The sequence below is a fragment of the Microbacterium sp. PM5 genome (assembly GCF_003293595.1).
Classification (GTDB): Bacteria; Actinomycetota; Actinomycetes; order Actinomycetales; family Microbacteriaceae; genus Microbacterium.
Window position 1 is genome coordinate 1,641,710 of sequence record NZ_CP022162.1, and the last position, 16,374, is coordinate 1,658,083.

General features: G+C 71.3%; 13 protein-coding genes and 1 pseudogene. 8 read left to right on the plus strand and 6 right to left on the minus strand.

Features of this window, described 5'->3' with window-relative positions; translation table 11 throughout:
• Positions 1–3: 3 nt before the first annotated feature.
• The gene (locus CEP17_RS08030) at positions 4–1,014 is read right to left on the minus strand and encodes a LacI family DNA-binding transcriptional regulator (protein WP_112932904.1); all 1,011 of its coding nucleotides are present in this window, start codon (positions 1,012–1,014) and stop codon (positions 4–6) included.
• Positions 1,015–1,069: 55 nt separating this feature from the next.
• Here CEP17_RS08030 and galT point away from each other — a divergent pair, with 55 nt between their 5' ends.
• From galT to CEP17_RS08050, 4 genes are read left to right on the plus strand one after another with little or no spacing between them, the layout of a single operon-like run.
• A complete protein-coding gene (gene galT, locus CEP17_RS08035) occupies positions 1,070–2,272 on the plus strand; it encodes a galactose-1-phosphate uridylyltransferase (protein WP_112932905.1) in 1,203 nt (400 codons plus the stop codon).
• The gene (gene galK, locus CEP17_RS08040; protein WP_036316112.1) at positions 2,269–3,468 is read left to right on the plus strand and encodes a galactokinase; all 1,200 of its coding nucleotides are present in this window, start codon (positions 2,269–2,271) and stop codon (positions 3,466–3,468) included. Before galT ends, galK begins: the two co-directional genes overlap by 4 nt.
• 46 nt (positions 3,469–3,514) lie before the next feature.
• A complete protein-coding gene (locus tag CEP17_RS08045) occupies positions 3,515–4,366 on the plus strand; it encodes an alpha/beta hydrolase (RefSeq protein ID WP_112931881.1) in 852 nt (283 codons plus the stop codon).
• Positions 4,363–5,055 (plus strand): YdcF family protein, encoded by a 693-nt coding sequence (locus CEP17_RS08050; protein WP_239498472.1) that lies wholly within the window; start codon positions 4,363–4,365, stop codon positions 5,053–5,055. Before CEP17_RS08045 ends, CEP17_RS08050 begins: the two co-directional genes overlap by 4 nt.
• Here the strand turns inward: CEP17_RS08050 and CEP17_RS08055 are convergent.
• Genes CEP17_RS08055 through CEP17_RS08065 form a run of 3 tightly spaced genes read right to left on the minus strand, consistent with a single transcriptional unit; the run spans position 5,028 to position 8,457 of the window.
• A complete protein-coding gene (locus CEP17_RS08055; protein WP_239498473.1) occupies positions 5,028–6,479 on the minus strand; it encodes a carboxylesterase family protein in 1,452 nt (483 codons plus the stop codon). The two genes, CEP17_RS08050 and CEP17_RS08055, sit on opposite strands and share 28 nt — an antisense overlap.
• A gap of 38 nt (positions 6,480–6,517) precedes the next feature.
• Complete coding sequence (locus CEP17_RS08060) at positions 6,518–7,411, minus strand: site-specific DNA-methyltransferase (protein ID WP_112931883.1); 894 nt, start codon at positions 7,409–7,411, stop codon at positions 6,518–6,520.
• Positions 7,408–8,457 carry a biotin/lipoate A/B protein ligase family protein gene (locus CEP17_RS08065; protein WP_112931884.1) on the minus strand — a complete coding sequence of 350 codons (1,050 nt, stop codon included), beginning with the start codon at positions 8,455–8,457 and terminating at the stop codon, positions 7,408–7,410. Before CEP17_RS08065 ends, CEP17_RS08060 begins: the two co-directional genes overlap by 4 nt.
• Before the next feature lie 1,177 nt (positions 8,458–9,634).
• Here CEP17_RS08065 and CEP17_RS15325 point away from each other — a divergent pair.
• A pseudogene (locus CEP17_RS15325) lies at positions 9,635–9,883 on the plus strand (putative Ig domain-containing protein); the annotation flags it as partial.
• Between the two features lie 63 nt (positions 9,884–9,946).
• Here the strand turns inward: CEP17_RS15325 and CEP17_RS08075 are convergent.
• Positions 9,947–11,770, minus strand: a complete 1,824-nt coding sequence (locus CEP17_RS08075) for a helix-turn-helix transcriptional regulator (RefSeq protein ID WP_112931886.1) — start codon at positions 11,768–11,770, stop codon at positions 9,947–9,949.
• 153 nt (positions 11,771–11,923) lie between these two features.
• On the minus strand, positions 11,924–12,805 hold the full coding sequence (locus CEP17_RS08080; protein WP_112931887.1) for an alpha/beta hydrolase: 882 nt from the start codon (positions 12,803–12,805) through the stop codon (positions 11,924–11,926).
• A gap of 59 nt (positions 12,806–12,864) precedes the next feature.
• Between CEP17_RS08080 and CEP17_RS08085 the strand changes: the two genes are divergently transcribed.
• The 3 genes from CEP17_RS08085 (at position 12,865) to CEP17_RS08095 (ending at position 16,348) form a co-directional block, all read left to right on the plus strand.
• Positions 12,865–14,484 (plus strand): DHA2 family efflux MFS transporter permease subunit, encoded by a 1,620-nt coding sequence (locus tag CEP17_RS08085; RefSeq protein ID WP_112931888.1) that lies wholly within the window; start codon positions 12,865–12,867, stop codon positions 14,482–14,484.
• Positions 14,485–14,549: 65 nt separating this feature from the next.
• Positions 14,550–14,999, plus strand: coding sequence for a MarR family transcriptional regulator (locus CEP17_RS08090; RefSeq protein ID WP_112931889.1), 450 nt, complete (start codon positions 14,550–14,552; stop codon positions 14,997–14,999).
• Positions 14,996–16,348, plus strand: coding sequence for an MFS transporter (locus tag CEP17_RS08095; protein ID WP_112931890.1), 1,353 nt, complete (start codon positions 14,996–14,998; stop codon positions 16,346–16,348). The genes CEP17_RS08090 and CEP17_RS08095 overlap by 4 nt, the downstream gene beginning before the upstream one ends.
• Positions 16,349–16,374 lie beyond the last annotated feature (26 nt).

The following is a 16,374-nucleotide window of genomic DNA, read 5'->3' on the forward strand; positions in this document are numbered from 1 at the left end:
CGATCAGACCGGCGCGGGGCCCGTGCTGTCGCGCACGATGAGGGGAGCCGGCATGACGGCGCGGGTCGCCCCGGTCGCCGACGTGGACTCGAGGTCGTCGCCCTCGTCGAGAAGAGCGGCGACGGCCTGCGCACCGAGCCGGTCGAAGAGCTGGCGCACGGTCGTGAGCGGGGGCCGGTAGTTCGCCGCGTCGTCGACGTCGTCGAAGCCGACGACGCTGACGTCTTCGGGCACCCGGGCACCGTGCTCGGCGAGGGCGCGCAGCGCCCCGAGGGCCATCTGGTCGTTGGCGACGAACAGGGCGGTGCCGACGGCGCCGTCGTCGATGAGTGTCTGGGCTGCCTCGTAGCCGGATGCCGAGGTCCAGGAACCGCGCACGAGCGCGCCGACCGGCCGCCCCGCTGCCTCGAGGGTGTCGCGCCAGCCCCGCTCGCGCTCGGCCGCCGCGTAGGAGGTCGCCGGGCCGGCGATGTGCGCGACCGACGCGTGGCCGAGCGCGAGCAGATGCGCGGTCGCCTCGGCGGCTCCCCCGGCATGATCGGTCTCCACACCGGCGAACCGGTCGTCGGGCGCCGAGTCGACGACGACCAGTCGAAGAGCGGTCGGCAGATCGGCAGAGCGGACGAGCGCGGAGGCCTCGTTGATGACGACCACACCGTCCACGCCCTGCTCGTTGAGTCGCTGGAGCGCTTCGGCCGCGTCTCCGGAACCCAGAGTGACGACGGCCACGTCGTGCTCGCGTTCGGCGGCGGCATCGGTCACGGCTTCGAGCATGAGCGAGTTGCCGACGGTCGCGAGCGTCGAGACGACGACGCCGATCGTGCCGGATCTCCCGGTCCGCAGCGCCCGGGCGGCGCGGTGGATGCGGTAGCCGCTGCGGGCCATCGCCTCCTCGACGCGGGCGCGGGTGGCGGGATCGACCCGGGGACTGGCGTTCACGACCCGGGAGACGGTCTGCGCCGACACCCCCGCGATTCGTGCGACATCCGCCATCGACGCGCGCTTGTGTGCCATCCCGACCTCCGTGTTGACGATAGCACGCACATAGCCCTATCGTGTTATCGTGAACATGCCGGAGCCGCCTCCTCACCTCGCTGCCGCGACCCCTCAGCCGCTGCCCCTGCCCGCGGTGTCCCTGGGCGCGGGCGTGGTGAAGCGCCCCACACGGCTGGCCGACGGGCGCGACCTCATCTACTTCGACGACCCCGACACGGCGCTCGGAGCCGACCGAGCCGTCGATGCGCGCAGCCTCGACCCTCGTCCGGCGACGGCGACGATGCGTCAGGACATCCTCACCGGAGACTGGATCTCCGTCGCCGCAGCTCGGCAGAACCGCGCCTTCCTGCCCCCGGCGGAACTCGACCCGCTCGCGCCGCAGACGCCGACCAACCCCTCCGAGATCCCCTCTCAGTACGACGTCGCCGTCTTCGAGAACCGCTCCCCCTCCTTCGGCCCGGCTCTGGCGGAGGCCACCGGAGACGCCCCCGCGGCATCCGACCCTCCGCGCGGACTCGACGACCTCGCACACCTGGGCCTCGGGCGCACCCGCACGAGCGTCGGCCGCTGCGAAGTCGTCTGCTTCTCACCGGAGCGCAGCGGCTCGTTCGGCACGCAGACACCGACACGCGCACGCACGGTGATCGAGGCCTGGGCCGACCGCACGGCGGCGCTGTCGGCGCTGCCCGGCGTGCAGCAGGTGTTCCCGTTCGAGAACCGAGGCGAGGCGATCGGCGTCACGCTGCAGCACCCACACGGTCAGATCTACTCGTATCCGTACATCACCCCGCGCACGACCCGACTCCTCGACGCGATCGACCGGACGGCACCGGACCTCTTCGCTCGTATCCTCGCGTTCGAGCAGGCAGGCCCCCGCGTGCTGCTGCGGGGCGAGCACTGGACCGCGTTCGTGCCGTTCGCCGCCCGCTGGCCGCTCGAGGTGCACCTGCTTCCCCACCGCCACGTGCCCGACTTCGCCGCCCTCGACGACGCCGAACGCGACGAGCTCGCGCCGATCTATCTGCGCCTGCTGCGCGGCATCGATGCCCTCTACGGCGACCCCACGCCCTACATCGCCGCGTGGCATCAGGCCCCGGTGCACGTGGGCCGCGACACGGTGCGCCTGAACCTGCAGATCACGAGCCCGCGCCGCGCGGCCGACAAGCTCAAGTTCCTCGCCGGATCCGAAGCCGCCATGGGCGCCTGGATCGGCGACGTCCCCCCCGAGACCGCGGCCGACCGGCTGCGATCCGCCATCGAAGGAGTCCAGCTGTGACGACCACGGCCACACCGCGCACCGATGCGCACGACCTGTTCGGCGAGCTCACCGGCGCAGCGCCCGTGGGCTACTGGTCGGCTCCGGGACGGGTGAACCTCATCGGGGAGCACACCGATTACAACGACGGCTTCGTGTTCCCCTTCGCGATCGACGGCCGCACGATCGCGGCGCTGGGTACCCGCGACGACGGCCGCATCCGCGTCGTATCGACCTTCGATCCGGTGCCGGTTGAGGTCGCGCTGGCCGACCTCGACGCCCTCTTCCCCGACCGACGCGATGAGATCGTCGAGTGGGCGCGCTACCCGCTCGGGGTGGCGTGGGCGCTGCGGGATGCCGCACGCGCCGCCGGCCGCGACGCCGACGCGCTGACGGGCGTCGACATCGCTCTGGCCTCCGACGTGCCCGTCGGCGCGGGGCTGTCGTCGTCGGCGGCGATCGAAGGTGCCACGGCATCGGCCCTCAACGACGTGTGGCAGCTCTCCCTCTCGCCGGTGGATCTCGCTCAGGCCGGTCGCCGCGCCGAGAACCTGGCCGTGGGCGCGCCCACCGGGATCATGGACCAGATGGCCTCGATGCTCGGACGCGCCGATGCCGGCATCTTCCTCGACTGCCGCTCGCTGGAAGTCGATGTCGTGCCGCTCGGATTCGCCGACGCAGGGCTGGAGGTGCTCGTCATCGACACCCGCGTGAGCCACGCGCACTCCACCGGTGGCTACGGCGAGCGGCGCGAAGCCTGTGAACGCGGCGCGCAGATCATGGGGGTCGCCGCCCTGCGCGATCTCGTGCCGGCCGACCTCGACCGCGCTCGCGCGCTGATGGATGACGTCACCTTCCGGCGTGTGCGCCACGTCGTCACGGAGGACCAGCGGGTCCTCGACGCCGTGCGTCTGCTGCGCGCGGAGGGACCTCGGGCCATCGGCGCGCTGCTCGACGCGTCGCACGTGTCGATGCGCGACGACTTCGAGATCTCGACACCCGAACTCGATCTCGCCGTGGAGACCGCACGGGCGGCAGGAGCCGTCGGCGCCCGCATGACCGGCGGCGGCTTCGGCGGCGCCGCGATCGCACTCATCGATCGTGATCTCGTCGAGGAGGCGACCGCCCGCGTCGTCGCGGCATTCGAAGCCGCGGACTTCGGCGCTCCGCACGTGTTCACCGTGCACCCCTCGGACGGCGCACGCCGCGACGGGTAGCGTCGAGGGCGGGAGGTCGATCCGCGGCATCCCGGAAGGAGCAGTCGTGGCCTACATCACCGTCGGGACCGAGAACTCGACCGACATCGACATCTTCTACACCGATCACGGTCCGTCCGAGGCTCAGCCGGTCGTGCTGATCCACGGCTTCCCGCTGAACGGCGAGTCATGGGACCTGCAGCAGCGCGCCCTGCGCGATGCCGGATACCGCGTGATCTCCTACGACCGCCGAGGCTTCGGACTCTCGAGCAAGACGGCCTCGGGCTCCGACTACGACACCTTCGCCGCCGACCTGCACGCGCTCATCGAAGACCTCGATCTCGATGACGTCGTCCTCGTGGGCTTCTCGATGGGAACCGGCGAGATCGCCCGCTACCTCTCCCGCTACGGCACGGAGCGCGTCGCGAAGGCGGCGTTCCTGGGGTCGCTCGAGCCGTTCCTCCTGATCACGAACGACAATCCCGATGGCGCCGGCGACCAGGCCTTCTTCGACGACACCGCGGCGGCGGTCGCCGCCGATCGCGCCGCGTTCCTCACGGGCTTCTTCCGCGACTTCTACAACCTCGACGACCTGCTCGGCCGGCGGATCTCGCAGGAGGCCGTCGATGCCTCCGTCCAGGTCGCGAACCAGGCCGGCAACGCCGCGATCGCCGCCGCTCCCCTGACATGGCCGACGGACTTCCGGGGCGATATCCCCGCGATCACCGTCCCCACGCTGATCCTGCACGGCACCGCAGACAACATCCTCCCGATCGACAAGACGGCGCGGCGCTTCAAGGATCTGATCCCGGAGGGCACGGATCTCACCTACGTCGAGATCGACGGCGCGCCGCACGGCCTGCTGCGCACCCACGGCGCCGAGGTGAACGAGGCGCTGCTCGCCTTCCTCCGCGTGTGAGGCTCCTCGGGTGGATGCCGTGGGTCGCCGCGGCGGGTGGGGCGATCATCGCGTTCGGTGAGGTGCAGGCGTGGCGTACCTCGCGCGCGGACTACCCCGCGGCCCCCACCGCCGGCCCCGCCGGCGGGCGCGACGTCGTGCTCGTGCTCGGCTTCCGCTCGCGGGCGGACGGTCGACTGAACGCCCTGCAGGCATGGCGGACGCGCATCGCGGTGCGCTCGGCACCGCCCGACGCACTCTTCGTCTTCTCCGGCGGCACCGTACGCGGAACCGAACCGGAGGCGGTGGTGATGGCGCGTCACGCGACTGTTCGTCTGGGCGTGCCGTCGGATGCCGTCGCCATCGAGTCGGCGGCCGAGAGCACACGGGAGAACCTGTCGTTCAGCCTGCCGTGGCTGCGGGAGGCCCGCACCATCCGCATCGCCTCGAACACGGCGCACGCCCACCGCGCCCGCGGCTACCTGCACGAGCTCGATCCGCACCTGTGGGCGCGTCTTCGCCGCACCCGCGACTTCCGCCCGCTCGAGCTCGGCCCCCTGCGACTCGCGCTCACCTTCTACGATTTCGTCGCGGCGCGCTCGGCCGGACGCGCCGCCGCCATGGCCGCCGCGAACCGAGCGGTCATCGGCGTGCGCGCCGGGGAGGACGCCGTCTCGGGTGCTCAGCGCAGCGGCGCCACCGAGGCGTAGGCGCCGACCCGCTCCGAGACCGGTACGTCGTAGATCCGCGCCGCCTGCGCCGCACTCCACCGGGTCCATCCGGGATCGCCGCCGGCGACGAACGCGACCGCGTCGGCGTGCACCGCGTCGGCGAGCTGCGGGGGCGGCGCATCGCCCGCCAGCGGCGCGATGCCCTCGGCATCCAGACAGTCGAAGAAGAAGGGCACGTCGAGGCAGTGCTCCGCGAATCCGAAGCGCCCCGACGGCCACGAGAATCGGTACATCCAGGTGGGCGCCGCACCGCGCGCATCCGCGAGCTGCACGTTCTTCTCTCGGAACATGCGGTCGGTGAGATAGCGACCGGCGACGCGGGCCGTCCCGTGCGCGGCGACGTCGCGGTTGGCCGCGAGGTAGGCGCGGCGCCGTCGTCGTTCCAGCCCGAGACGACCGAGGACGATGCTTCTGGGCACCCAGCGCATCGCCCGGGCCGCGCGCGCGAAGATCATCGTGAACTCGTCGTCGGTCGTGCCCAGCACGAGCGGCTTGTCCGCTCCCACGCCGGCCGCGAACGACGCGCCGGTCGCGCGCGGCAGCAGCTCGCCGTCGATCTCGGGACCGAGGGCGAGCCCGGCAGCGAGCATCTGCGCCGCCGCCTTCGGATCGATCGCGGTCGCCTGCTTCTGCAGCGCGAGCAGGCGTTCCTCGGGGATCGACGCGAACCCGTCGCGGTCGGCGGAGACCCCGGCTGCGGCGGCGATCGCGGCGGTGAGAGCCCGAGCGCGCTCGGGCTCCACGTCGCCGAGAGCGGCAGACAGCGACCACACCCGGTGGAACAGGTGTTGTGCCGACGGCATCCCGAGGAGGGTCAGCACCGCACCGCCTCCGGCCGACTGGCCGGCGATCGTCACGCGGGCCGGATCGCCCCCGAAGGCGGCGATGTTCTCCTGTACCCACTCCAGCGCCGCGAGCCAGTCGCGGACGCCGCGGTTGGACGGCGCGCCGTCGATGTGGCCGAAACCGTCCACGCCGAGCCGGTACGAGACGGTGACGGTCACCGCACCGTCACGCGCGAAGGCACGGCCGTCGTACCAGGGGCTGGCGGGCGAGCCGGAGAAGAAGCCTCCCCCGTGGATCCACACGAGCACCGGAAGCCCGGCGGCTCCCGGGTCGGGGGTGAAGACGTTGACGTTCAGCGTGCCGTCCCCGGGAATGCTGGGCTCGGGGATGAGGGTGATCCCGGGGTCACCGCGTTGCGCCGTGGCGCCGAACGCGCCCGCGTCCCGCGTGCCCTCCCACGCCGCGACGCGCACCGGCGCGCCGAAGCGCCGCTCTCCCACCGGCGGCTCCGCGAACGGGATGCCGAGGAACGCGGCCGAACGGCTCCCGTCCGCCGCCGTCCGCCAGCGACCGCGCACACGTCCGGCGGTGATCAGGATCTCGGGATCGCTCTGCACGGTCCGATCATGGCACGGCCCGATCGGGGCCGGGTCGATCACGGCACGGGCGGTCGCGGCTCGGCCGTCACGATGCGCGCATGCGGCATGCGCCGGCGCATCACCGCGATGGCCTCGGGGTTGTCGTCGACGAGCACGGCGTCGCGCCCCAGTGTGCTGCACACCGCCCCCGTGGTGCCGCTGCCGGCGAACAGATCGAGCACGCGATCGCCGGGTCGGCTGGACGCCTGGACGATCCGACGAAGGATGCCTTCGGGCTTCTGCGTGGGGTAGCCCGTCTTCTCGCGGCCGCTGGTCGGCACGATCGTGTGCCACCACACGTCGGTCGGGAGTTTGCCCCGGGCCGCCTTCTCGGCCGTGACGAGCCCGGGGGCCATGTAAGGCTCTCGGTCGACGGCATCCGAGTCGAACCAGTACCCGCGTGGGTCCTTCACGTAGACCAGTATCGTGTCGTGCTTCGTGGGCCACCGGCGGCGGCTCTTGGCGCCGTAGTCGTAGGCCCAGATCAGCTCGTTGAGGAAGCACTCCCGCCCGAAGAGCGCGTCCAGCAGCACCTTCGCATAATGGGCTTCGCGATAGTCGAGATGCACGTAGAGCGTGCCGTCGTCGGCGAGCAGTCGCCACGCCTCGCGCAGGCGCGGTTCGAGGAACTCCCAATAGTCGTCGAAGCGGTCGTCGTAGCGGCGGAGATCACCACGCAGGCGTGCATAGCTCGTGCCCCGAAAGCCGGTCTTGACCTCGCCGCGCACGCCGCTGCGGTCCGCGGACTCGATCGCCTTGCCTTGCAGCCGCCCCGTGTTGAACGGTGGGTCGAGATAGATCAGGGTGAACGCGGCATCCGGCAGCGCATGCGCGATCGCGAGGTTGTCGCCGTGATGGATTTCGACGGCGCCGGAGGGATCGACGGCGCCGGATGCCGATGCGTCCGTCACGGAACGCGGTGCAGCCACGCGTCGGTGGAGAACTTCTCCTCGACGAGGGTCGCGGCCTCGGCGTATTCCTCCTCGGTGATATGACCGGGTTCGGCACCATAGAGCGTGGAGAACGTCTGCACGAATCGTTCGATGATCGCCTCGCGGGGCAGTCCCGTCTGACTCCGCAGCGGGTCGACGCGTTTGGCCGCAGACACGGTGCCCTTGTCGCTCAGCTTCTCGCGCCCGATGCGCAGCACCTCGGTCATCACCTGACCGTCCATGTCGTAGGAGAGCGTCGCGTGATGCAGCACACCGCCGTTGGCGAGCCGCTTCTGCGCGGCACCGCCGATCTTGCCGGTCGGCGAGGCGATGTCGTTGAGCGGCTGGTACACGGCATCCACTCCGAGCGAGCGCAGGGCCTGCAGGGCCCAGTCGTCGAGGAACGCATAGGAGTCGGCGAAGGTGAGACCGGCGACGAGCGATGCGGGCACATAGAGCGAGTAGGTGACGATCGAACCGGCGGCCATCAGCATGGCGCCGCCGCCCGAGATGCGCCGGACGACGTCGAACCCGTGCCGCGCCGCGCCCTCGGGGTCGACCTCGTTGCGGTACGACTGGAACGAGCCGATGACGACCGCCGACTCGTTCCACTCCCAGATGCGCAGGGTCGGCTTGCGACGCCCGTCGCCCACGCGCGTCGTGAGCACTTCGTCCAGCGCGAGGTTCATGGCGGGCGAGACCGCCTTCTCGTGCACGACTTCCCACTCGAAGTCGCGCCATCCGGGCGCCGTGACCAGCGCACGACGGACGGCCGTGCCCACGGATTCGGGCGTGAACCCGAGAAGCTGAGCGCCGTCGGGCAGCGCCCCGCGGACGGCGGCCGCGATCCCCGCGGCATCCGTCTCCACGGGAAGCCCGGTGACGGCGGCGTCGATGTCGGCCAGCGCGTCGTCGGGCTCGAGGAAGAAGTCCCCTGCGAGGTGGAAATCGGCGATGCGTCCGTTGTCGACCTCGAGGTCGACGACCACGAGCTTGCCGCCCGGAACCTTGTACTCCCCGTGCATGACTCCAGCGTACGAGGTCGGGACAGCCCTCCGGCGCACGCCGGAATCACTCCGTCCACCCATATACGCGCCGCACGCTCCACCCGATGATGACGGGGTGCCCCCTCTCTCGGTCCGCCCCGCCCTCTCTCCCGTCACGCACCCGACCCGGCGCGCCGTCGCGCCGCTCGCCGTCGTGAGCGCGGCCCTGTTCTCGATGGGTGTGGCCGCGACCCTCGGCGGGGCCCCGGCGGCGGCGAGCTCGTCCGCGGTGCACGTCGTCGCGTCCGTGAGCGGCGCCGCGGGAGGGGTGACGGCGATGACGCTGTCGACATCGGGCGGCGTGGCGTTCGTCGTCGACGGGTCGGATGCCGTCGGCCTGATCGACACCGCGACCAACGCGATGACGGGAGCGACCTCGTCGCCGCCGGCATGGCTCGGCGTGCCGACGGATCTCGCCACAGCTCCCAACGACACCGGCGCCTACGTGGTCACCGACGACGGTTGGGTTTCGCTCGTTCACGGCGACGGCAGCGTCGACGCGGTCAGCGCACTTCCCGGCACCGGTTTCGGGGCGCTGGCGGCGGTTGCGAACGGGCCGAGCATCGTGGTCGTGCCGAGCGCGGTGAGCCCGAGCGTGATCTACCGCGTCAACGTCGGGGCGGGCACCATCAGCCCGATCCCCCTCGGGACCGCGACGCCATCGACGCTCGGCCGCGTCGCCGTCGGAGCGGGAAACGGCAACGACAACCCGATCCTGCTCGCAGGCACGGCCGGCGCAGTGGGCGTTCTGTACCTGTTCGACGGCCCGTTCGCCCTCACCGGGCCGACGACGGCGATCACCCTGCCGTCAAGCTCCGGCGCGTACGACGTCGCGCTGTCTCCTGACGGCGCGCAGGCCGCGGTCACCTCCCCCATCGACGGGCTGGTCTTCCTCGTGGACGTCGATCCCACCTCGCCCGGCTTCGGCAGCGTCAGCGCAACGGTGTCCGCCGTGCCCGCGACGCGGGTCGCGTACAGCCCCGACGGATCCGCGCTCTACGTGGTCGGCGCGAACACCGTCACCGTCGTCGACCCGGTCACCGGCACCGCAGAGACGTCGTTCGCCATCGACGAGACGAGCGCAGCGGCGATCGCCGTCTCGCCGTCCGGCGCGCGCGTGTGGGTCGCCGACGCGCACGTGCCGGGAGGCATCGCCATGCTCGCGGACCCCGCGGTGACGGCTCCCGCGGCGAATGCGACCGTCGGCGCGATGTTCTCCGCGATGCTCACGGCATCCGGGTTCGACCTGCCGGTGACCTACGCCGCGACGCCGGCCCTGCCGGCCGGTCTGACGCTCGATCCGGCAACCGGCTCGGTCTCGGGCACACCGAGCCTCGAGAGCCCCGCGACGGCCTACACGATCACGGCGTCATCGTCCGACGGGGCGGCGGCGACGACCACGTGGACCATCGCCGTCGGCGCCGCACCGGCCGCGGCCGCGCCCGCGCCCGCGAACGGTGAGAGCGACTCACACCGGCTCGCCGACAGCGGCGGTGCGGTGAACGGCCCCGTCCTCGGCGTCGGAGTGATGCTGCTCGCCGGAGGCGGCGTCCTTCTCACGCGACGCCGCCTCGTGCGGCACACGCGCCGCGACGGCGGCGCGTGAGGTCACATCCAGACGGTCCAGCACGGCGGACACGTGCTTCTCGACGGTACGCTCGCTGAGCCCGAGCCGGCTGGCGATCTCGGCATTGCGCAATCCGGCCGCGATCAGCCGTGCGACCTGCGCCTGGCGCGGGCTGAGATGCGCCGCGGCATCCTCGTCGCCGACCGGCGCGAGCAGGGCGGCGAGGTGGACCCGCGAGCGCAACCCCAGGACGGCCAGCACCTCGGCGGCGTGGGACTTCACGGTGCCCAGCGACAGAAATCGCAACCTCGCGATCGCGGGGTTGCTGTGCCCTTCCGCCATCAGCGCCGCGATCTCGCGCTCCCGTGAGCTGAGAACGCTGATGTCCCCGACGATCGAGGGATCGTTCGCCGACAGGCGCCGCCAGTCGCGGGCCGCGAGCGCCCTCACCGACTCGATCCCCAACCGATCGGCCTCGGACGCGATGCGGCGCAAGGCTGCGGCAGCGCGGCGGGTGTCGGGATCGAGACTCGCGTGCAGGTGCCGCCCGCGCAGAGCCTCGATGTCGGAACCCACCGCTTCGTCGAGATGGACCGACGCGATGGCGTGAGCTCTCGCCTCCTCGAGCCGTCCGCGCATCGCCGCGATCGCTCCGCGCGCACGGATGACCGCGGAGGCTGCGACGAGGTGCGAACTGAGGGCTGTCGCCTCGGCGAGCAACTCCTCTGCGCGCAAGAGATCACCGCGCTGAGCAGCGGCGGTGATGATGATCTCGGACGCGAAGGCACGATCCCACAGCTTGCAGCGCGCGAGGCCGGGACCGCCGATCGCGGTGAGCAGCGCGGCGGAGGCCTGGAGCTGGCCGAGCGTGCGCATGCCCCAACCGACGTAGAGGCAGGAGCCGACGCTCAGATAGTTCGCGTCGTCGCGCGCACGGGCGAGCACCTCCGCGGCGGCGCGCTCGAAAGCGCGCCGATCGCCGGCCTGGGCGTGACCGTACGCGGCAATCGCGTCGATTACCAGGAAGGCGCGCTCCGGTACCGCGACGCCCGCCGCGGCGAAACCCTCGCCGATGACCCGAGCCTGGGCAGCGCGCCCCCGGAACGCGCTGAGCCGCGCTCGCAGAAGCTGGAGGGTCAGCGCGGCGCCGTCGATGCGCGCCGGCGGCGCGCCCGCCGCATCGGGTTCGCCGTCGCCTGTAGGGGCGCTCACCTGCCCCGGCGCGAGCCCGGCACCCTCGATCAGCTGCTCGGCGACGTCGAATTCGGCGACGCTGAGCGCGGCTTCGGCGAGGAGATAACGCGTCAGCAGGTCATCGCGGCGGGCACGCACGCTCGTGCGGCGCGGACCGGAGTCGCCGGGAAGGAGTGCGGGCAGCGTGATCCCCCGTCGAGACGCATTCGCCGTCCCCGCCATCGCGTCGGTCATCAGCACGACGGCGCCCACCATGCGCGTCAGCTCCGCCGACAGGCCGACGGCCGCATCGGCCGCGCGCGCGGCATAGTCCGCGGCGACATCGAACCGACAGGCGATGACCGCGGCCATCGCGGCAGCGACGGCGAGCCGGGTTCGCGACTCGGCCGCATCGGGGTCGGCGCCCACGGTGTCGAGCATGCCCTGCAGGCGGGACAGATGATCCGCGGCGTCGCCGGAGAAGACGCTCACGAGCGTCGCATCCAGAGCGACCCGAGCCTGCTCACGGTCGCGGTCCGTGCTCCTCGCCATCGCGCGCATTCCTCCGCACTGACCGGCGCTCACGCCGGATTCTGCCGGAATCTTGACACGGGAGCGCGCGCCGCGAAACGGGGAGACCCCACGCGATGCGGAAATCATCCGTTTCCCCCACGCGTCGCCGCGCACGAAGATCGCTGCGCGGCGTTATCCCGAGGGCGGGAGGTGCCGGTCGATCCATGCGATCAGGTCGGCGATCACCTCGTCGCGTGTCACGTCGTTGAACACCTCGTGCCGGATGTCGGGGTAGATGAGCGTCGTGACGTCGGTGAGGCCGGAGCGCCGCCGGTACGCCGCGGCGAGACGGTGGATGCTGCGAGGACCGCCGACGGTGTCGTCGCGGCCGATGATCAGCAGCACGGGAACGTCGCGGGGAAGGTTCTTCGCGGGCTTGCCGATCAGCCGCAGCGTGTCCAGCGGCCCGAAAAGCTTCGACAGCGGTTCCGAGGTGGTCAGCGGGTCGTCGAGGAATGCGCGGCCGACCGAGAGGTCGGAGGACAGCCACTCCGATCCCATCGCTTCGGGCCCCGCCCACGGCGCGTTGAGGTCACCCGAGTTCAGGGATCCCGGCCAGCGCAGCGCCGAGCCGGTGAGGACAAGCGCGTCGTAGTCCCGCGGATGCCGGTCGAGCAGCATCTGCGCGAGGAACGAGCCCCACGAATGCCCGATGAGGATGAGGGGCAGCTCGGGGTGGTCGGCGCGGATGATGCCGCTCAGCTGTGCGCAGGCCGCGACGGCAGCCCTCAGCCCACCGGGGCCGAGTCGACCGAGCCGGCTCGCATCACCGCCGTGCTGCTCCAGGCCGGTGCGCCCGTGTCCGCGGTGATCGTCGGCGTAGACGAGGAATCCGGCGGCTGTGAGGGCCTCGGCGACGTGCGTGTAGCGGCCGGCGTGCTCCCCGACGCCGTGGAGGATCTGCACGGCGCCGCGCACGGGCGGGGCGTCGCCGTCGGGCTCGTAGAGGTCGTAGACGATGCGGATGCCGTGAGGATCGATGAAGGAACGTTCCTCGCGCCGCGCTGCTGCCATGGCCCGAGTCTAGGACCGGTGGTTGGCATTCTGGATATTGCTAGATAAGCTAGCCATTCATGAAGGACGTCACGTCACGCCGCTGGATCGGTCTGGTCTTCATCAGCCTCGCGGTCGCGCTCATCATCGTCGACTCGACCATCGTCAACGTCGCGATTCCGGCGATCGTGGACGACCTGGGCATCACCTCCACCCAGGTGCAGTGGGTGCAGGAGGCATACACCCTCGTCTTCGCCTCCCTGCTGCTGCTGTTCGGGTCGTTGGCCGACCGCATCGGACGGCGACGGCTGCTGCTGATCGGCGTCGCCCTGTTCGCGGGCGCATCGGTGCTGGCCTCGTTCGCGCCGACGGGCGACCTGCTGATCCTCGCGCGTCTCATCCAGGGCGTGGGCGGTGCCATGATGCTGCCGAGCACGCTGTCGCTGCTGAACGCGACCTTCCAGGGTCGCGAGCGCGGCATCGCCTTCGCCGTCTGGGGATCGACGATCGGCGGCATGGCGGCCGTCGGCCCCCTGCTCGGCGGCTGGCTGACCACTTCGTTCTCGTGGCGCTGGGCTTTCGGCATCAACATCCCGCTCGGTGTCATCATCGCGATCGGAGTGCTGTGGGCGGTGGGCGAGTCGCGCGCCAAGAACGCTCCCACGATCGACGCGATCGGCGCCGTCCTGTCTGTCATCCTCTTCGGCGCCCTCGTCTTCGGCCTGATCGAAGGCCGCACCCTCGGATGGTGGGAGGTCAACGACCCCTTCACCATCGGCGGCTGGAGCTGGCCGTTCTCCGTCTCGCCCGTGCCGGTGGCCTTTGCGATGGCGCTGCTCGCGGCCGTGGGCTTCGTGACGTGGTCGCGGCGCCAGGCACATCGAGGACGTCCGACCCTGCTCGATCCCCGCCTCTTCTCCATCGCGACCTTCCGCAGCGGCAACATCGCCGCCCTCGTCGTCGCACTCGGCGAATTCGGAATCATCCTGTCCCTGCCGCTCTGGCTGCAGTTCGTGCTCGGCTTCGACGCCCTGCAGACCGGCCTCATCCTCATCGCGCTGGCCGCGGGCTCGTTCGTGGCCAGCGGGTTCGCGGGCGCATCCAGCGGCAAGATCAGCGCCGTGCTCATCGTCCGCGCCGGCCTCGTCGCCGAGATCGTGGGCGTGGTCGCAGCGGGGCTGGTCGTCGGCTGGGATGCCGGGACGCAGTCGGCCTGGCTCTGGCTGCTGCCCGCCCTGTTCGTCTACGGCTTCGGCGTGGGCCTCGCGACGGCGCAGCTGACGGGGGTCATCCTGCAGGACGTGCCGGTCGAGCTGTCCGGACAGGGGTCGGGGACGCAGTCGACGGCCCGTCAGGTCGGATCGGCGCTGGGCATCGCGATCCTCGGAACCGTGCTGTTCACCGGCACCGCCGGCATCCTGTCGTCGTCCCTCGACGATCGCGGACTGCCGGCACAGGAGCGCGATCAGATCGTGTCGGCGGTGGTCGACAGCTCGGGCGGGGCCATCGCCGGCCTCGCTGCGAACCCGGCGACCGCGCCGATCGCCGCCGACGCGAAGGCGGCGTTCTCCGACGCGACACGGCTGTCGGCGTTCACCGCCGGAGGCTTCCTCGTGGTGGGACTGCTCGCGACGATTCCGCTGGGCCGCGAGCGGCGGCGCGACGAGACCGACGCGGCGCAGCCGTCCGTGCAGAGCTGAGGACCGGCGGCGACAGCCGCATCCCCGATACTTAGCATGACTAATGAGCTATGCTAAGTATCAGCATGAGCACCGAGACGCCCGCGCCCGCCGCACCCGACCTGTCCACACCCGCCGCCGAACTGCGCATGGCGACCTTTCGCCTGGCACGACGACTTCGCTCCCAGCGGGCCGTCGACACCATGAGCGACGCACAGTTCGCGGTGCTCGCCGCGCTGTCGGTGCACGGGCAGCACACCCTCGGCGAACTCGCCGACCGGGAGCGCGTGTCGGCGCCGTCGATGAACCGTACGGTGAACTGCCTCGAAGAGTCCGGGTATCTCACCCGCACGACCGACACCGACGACCGCCGCAAGGTCAACATCGCGCTGACGGACTCGGGCCGCGCGGTGGTCGACGAGACCGTCCGCCGGCGCGACTCCTGGCTCGAAGACGCCCTGGCCGCATTGACGCCGGCGCAGCGCGAGCTGCTGCGCTCGGCGGCTGAGCTGATGCGGGAGGTGGCCGCCCGATGAGCTCGCCCGCCCGCGCGTCGAATGCGATGTTCCGCTCGTTCTCCGTCTTCAACTACCGCGTCTGGTTCATCGGCGCCCTGGTGTCCAACATCGGCGCGTGGATGCAGGCCACGGCTCTCAGCTGGGTCGTCCTCACGCAGCTCACGCACAACGACGCGGGTGCGATGGGCGTCACCATGGCGTTGCAGTTCGCTCCTCCCCTGCTGCTGGTGAGCGTGACCGGCTGGGTCGCCGACAAGTTCGAGCGGCGACGGCTGCTGATGGTGACCCAGAGCTCGCTGCTGGTGCTCGGCGCTACCATCGGCATCCTGATCCTCACCGGCGTCATGACGCTTCCCCTCATGTACGTCTTCGCCTTCGCGCTGGGTCTCGTGGCGGCGTTCGACAACCCGACGCGCCAGGCGTTCGTGTCCGACCTCGTCGACCGCGAGAACGCCTCGAACGCGGTGGCGCTGAACGCGGCATCCTTCAACGGCGCTCGGATGATCGGGCCCGCCGCCGCCGGCGTCGTGATCGTCGCGGTCGGCACCGGCTGGGTGTTCCTGGTCAACGCGGTGACGTTCCTCGCGATGATCGTGGCTCTGCGGCTGATCCGCTCCGAGGAACTCGTGCCGCGCATCACGGCGCCCGGAGCATCGCGTCTGGCCGACGGCTTCCGCTATGTCGGCAGTCGCCCCGACCTCATGGTGACGTTCGTGATGGTGTTCCTGCTCGGCGCGTTCGGCATGAACTTCCCGATCTTCGCCTCCACGATGGCCCTGGAGTTCGGACGGGATGCCGACGGCTACGGGCTGCTGAGCTCGATCCTCGCCATCGGCTCGCTCGCCGGGGCCCTGCTCGCCGCTCGGCGCGATCGCGCACGGATGCGTCTCGTGATCGTGGGCACCGGCATGTTCGCGGTCGTCGGAACGGTCTCGGCATTCATGCCGGACTACTGGTTGTACGCCATCACCCTGATGTTCACCGGATTCTCGGTCGTCACGACGCTCACGACGGCGAACGGCTACGTGCAGACGACGACCGATCCCGCGCTGCGCGGGCGCGTGCTCGCCCTGTACATGGCGATCCTCATGGGCGGAACGCCGATCGGCGCGCCCATCGTGGGCTGGGTGGCCGCGGAGTACGGTGCCCGCGCCGCCATTCTGCTCGGAGCCGCCGCGGCGTTCGTCGCCTTCGCCGTCGGCTTCGGATGGCTGCTGTGGTCAGGCCGGCTGCATCGCCACGAGTCGCGCCGCTTCGCGCTGTCGCTGGACGAGACACGGCCCCTGTCCATCGTGACGCCGGAGGAGTTCAGCGACGAGGTGGCGGGAACCACGCCCATCTCCCTCCCGGACCCGACGCGGCGGTAGCACGGCGGCTCGTTGCGGCAGCGCTG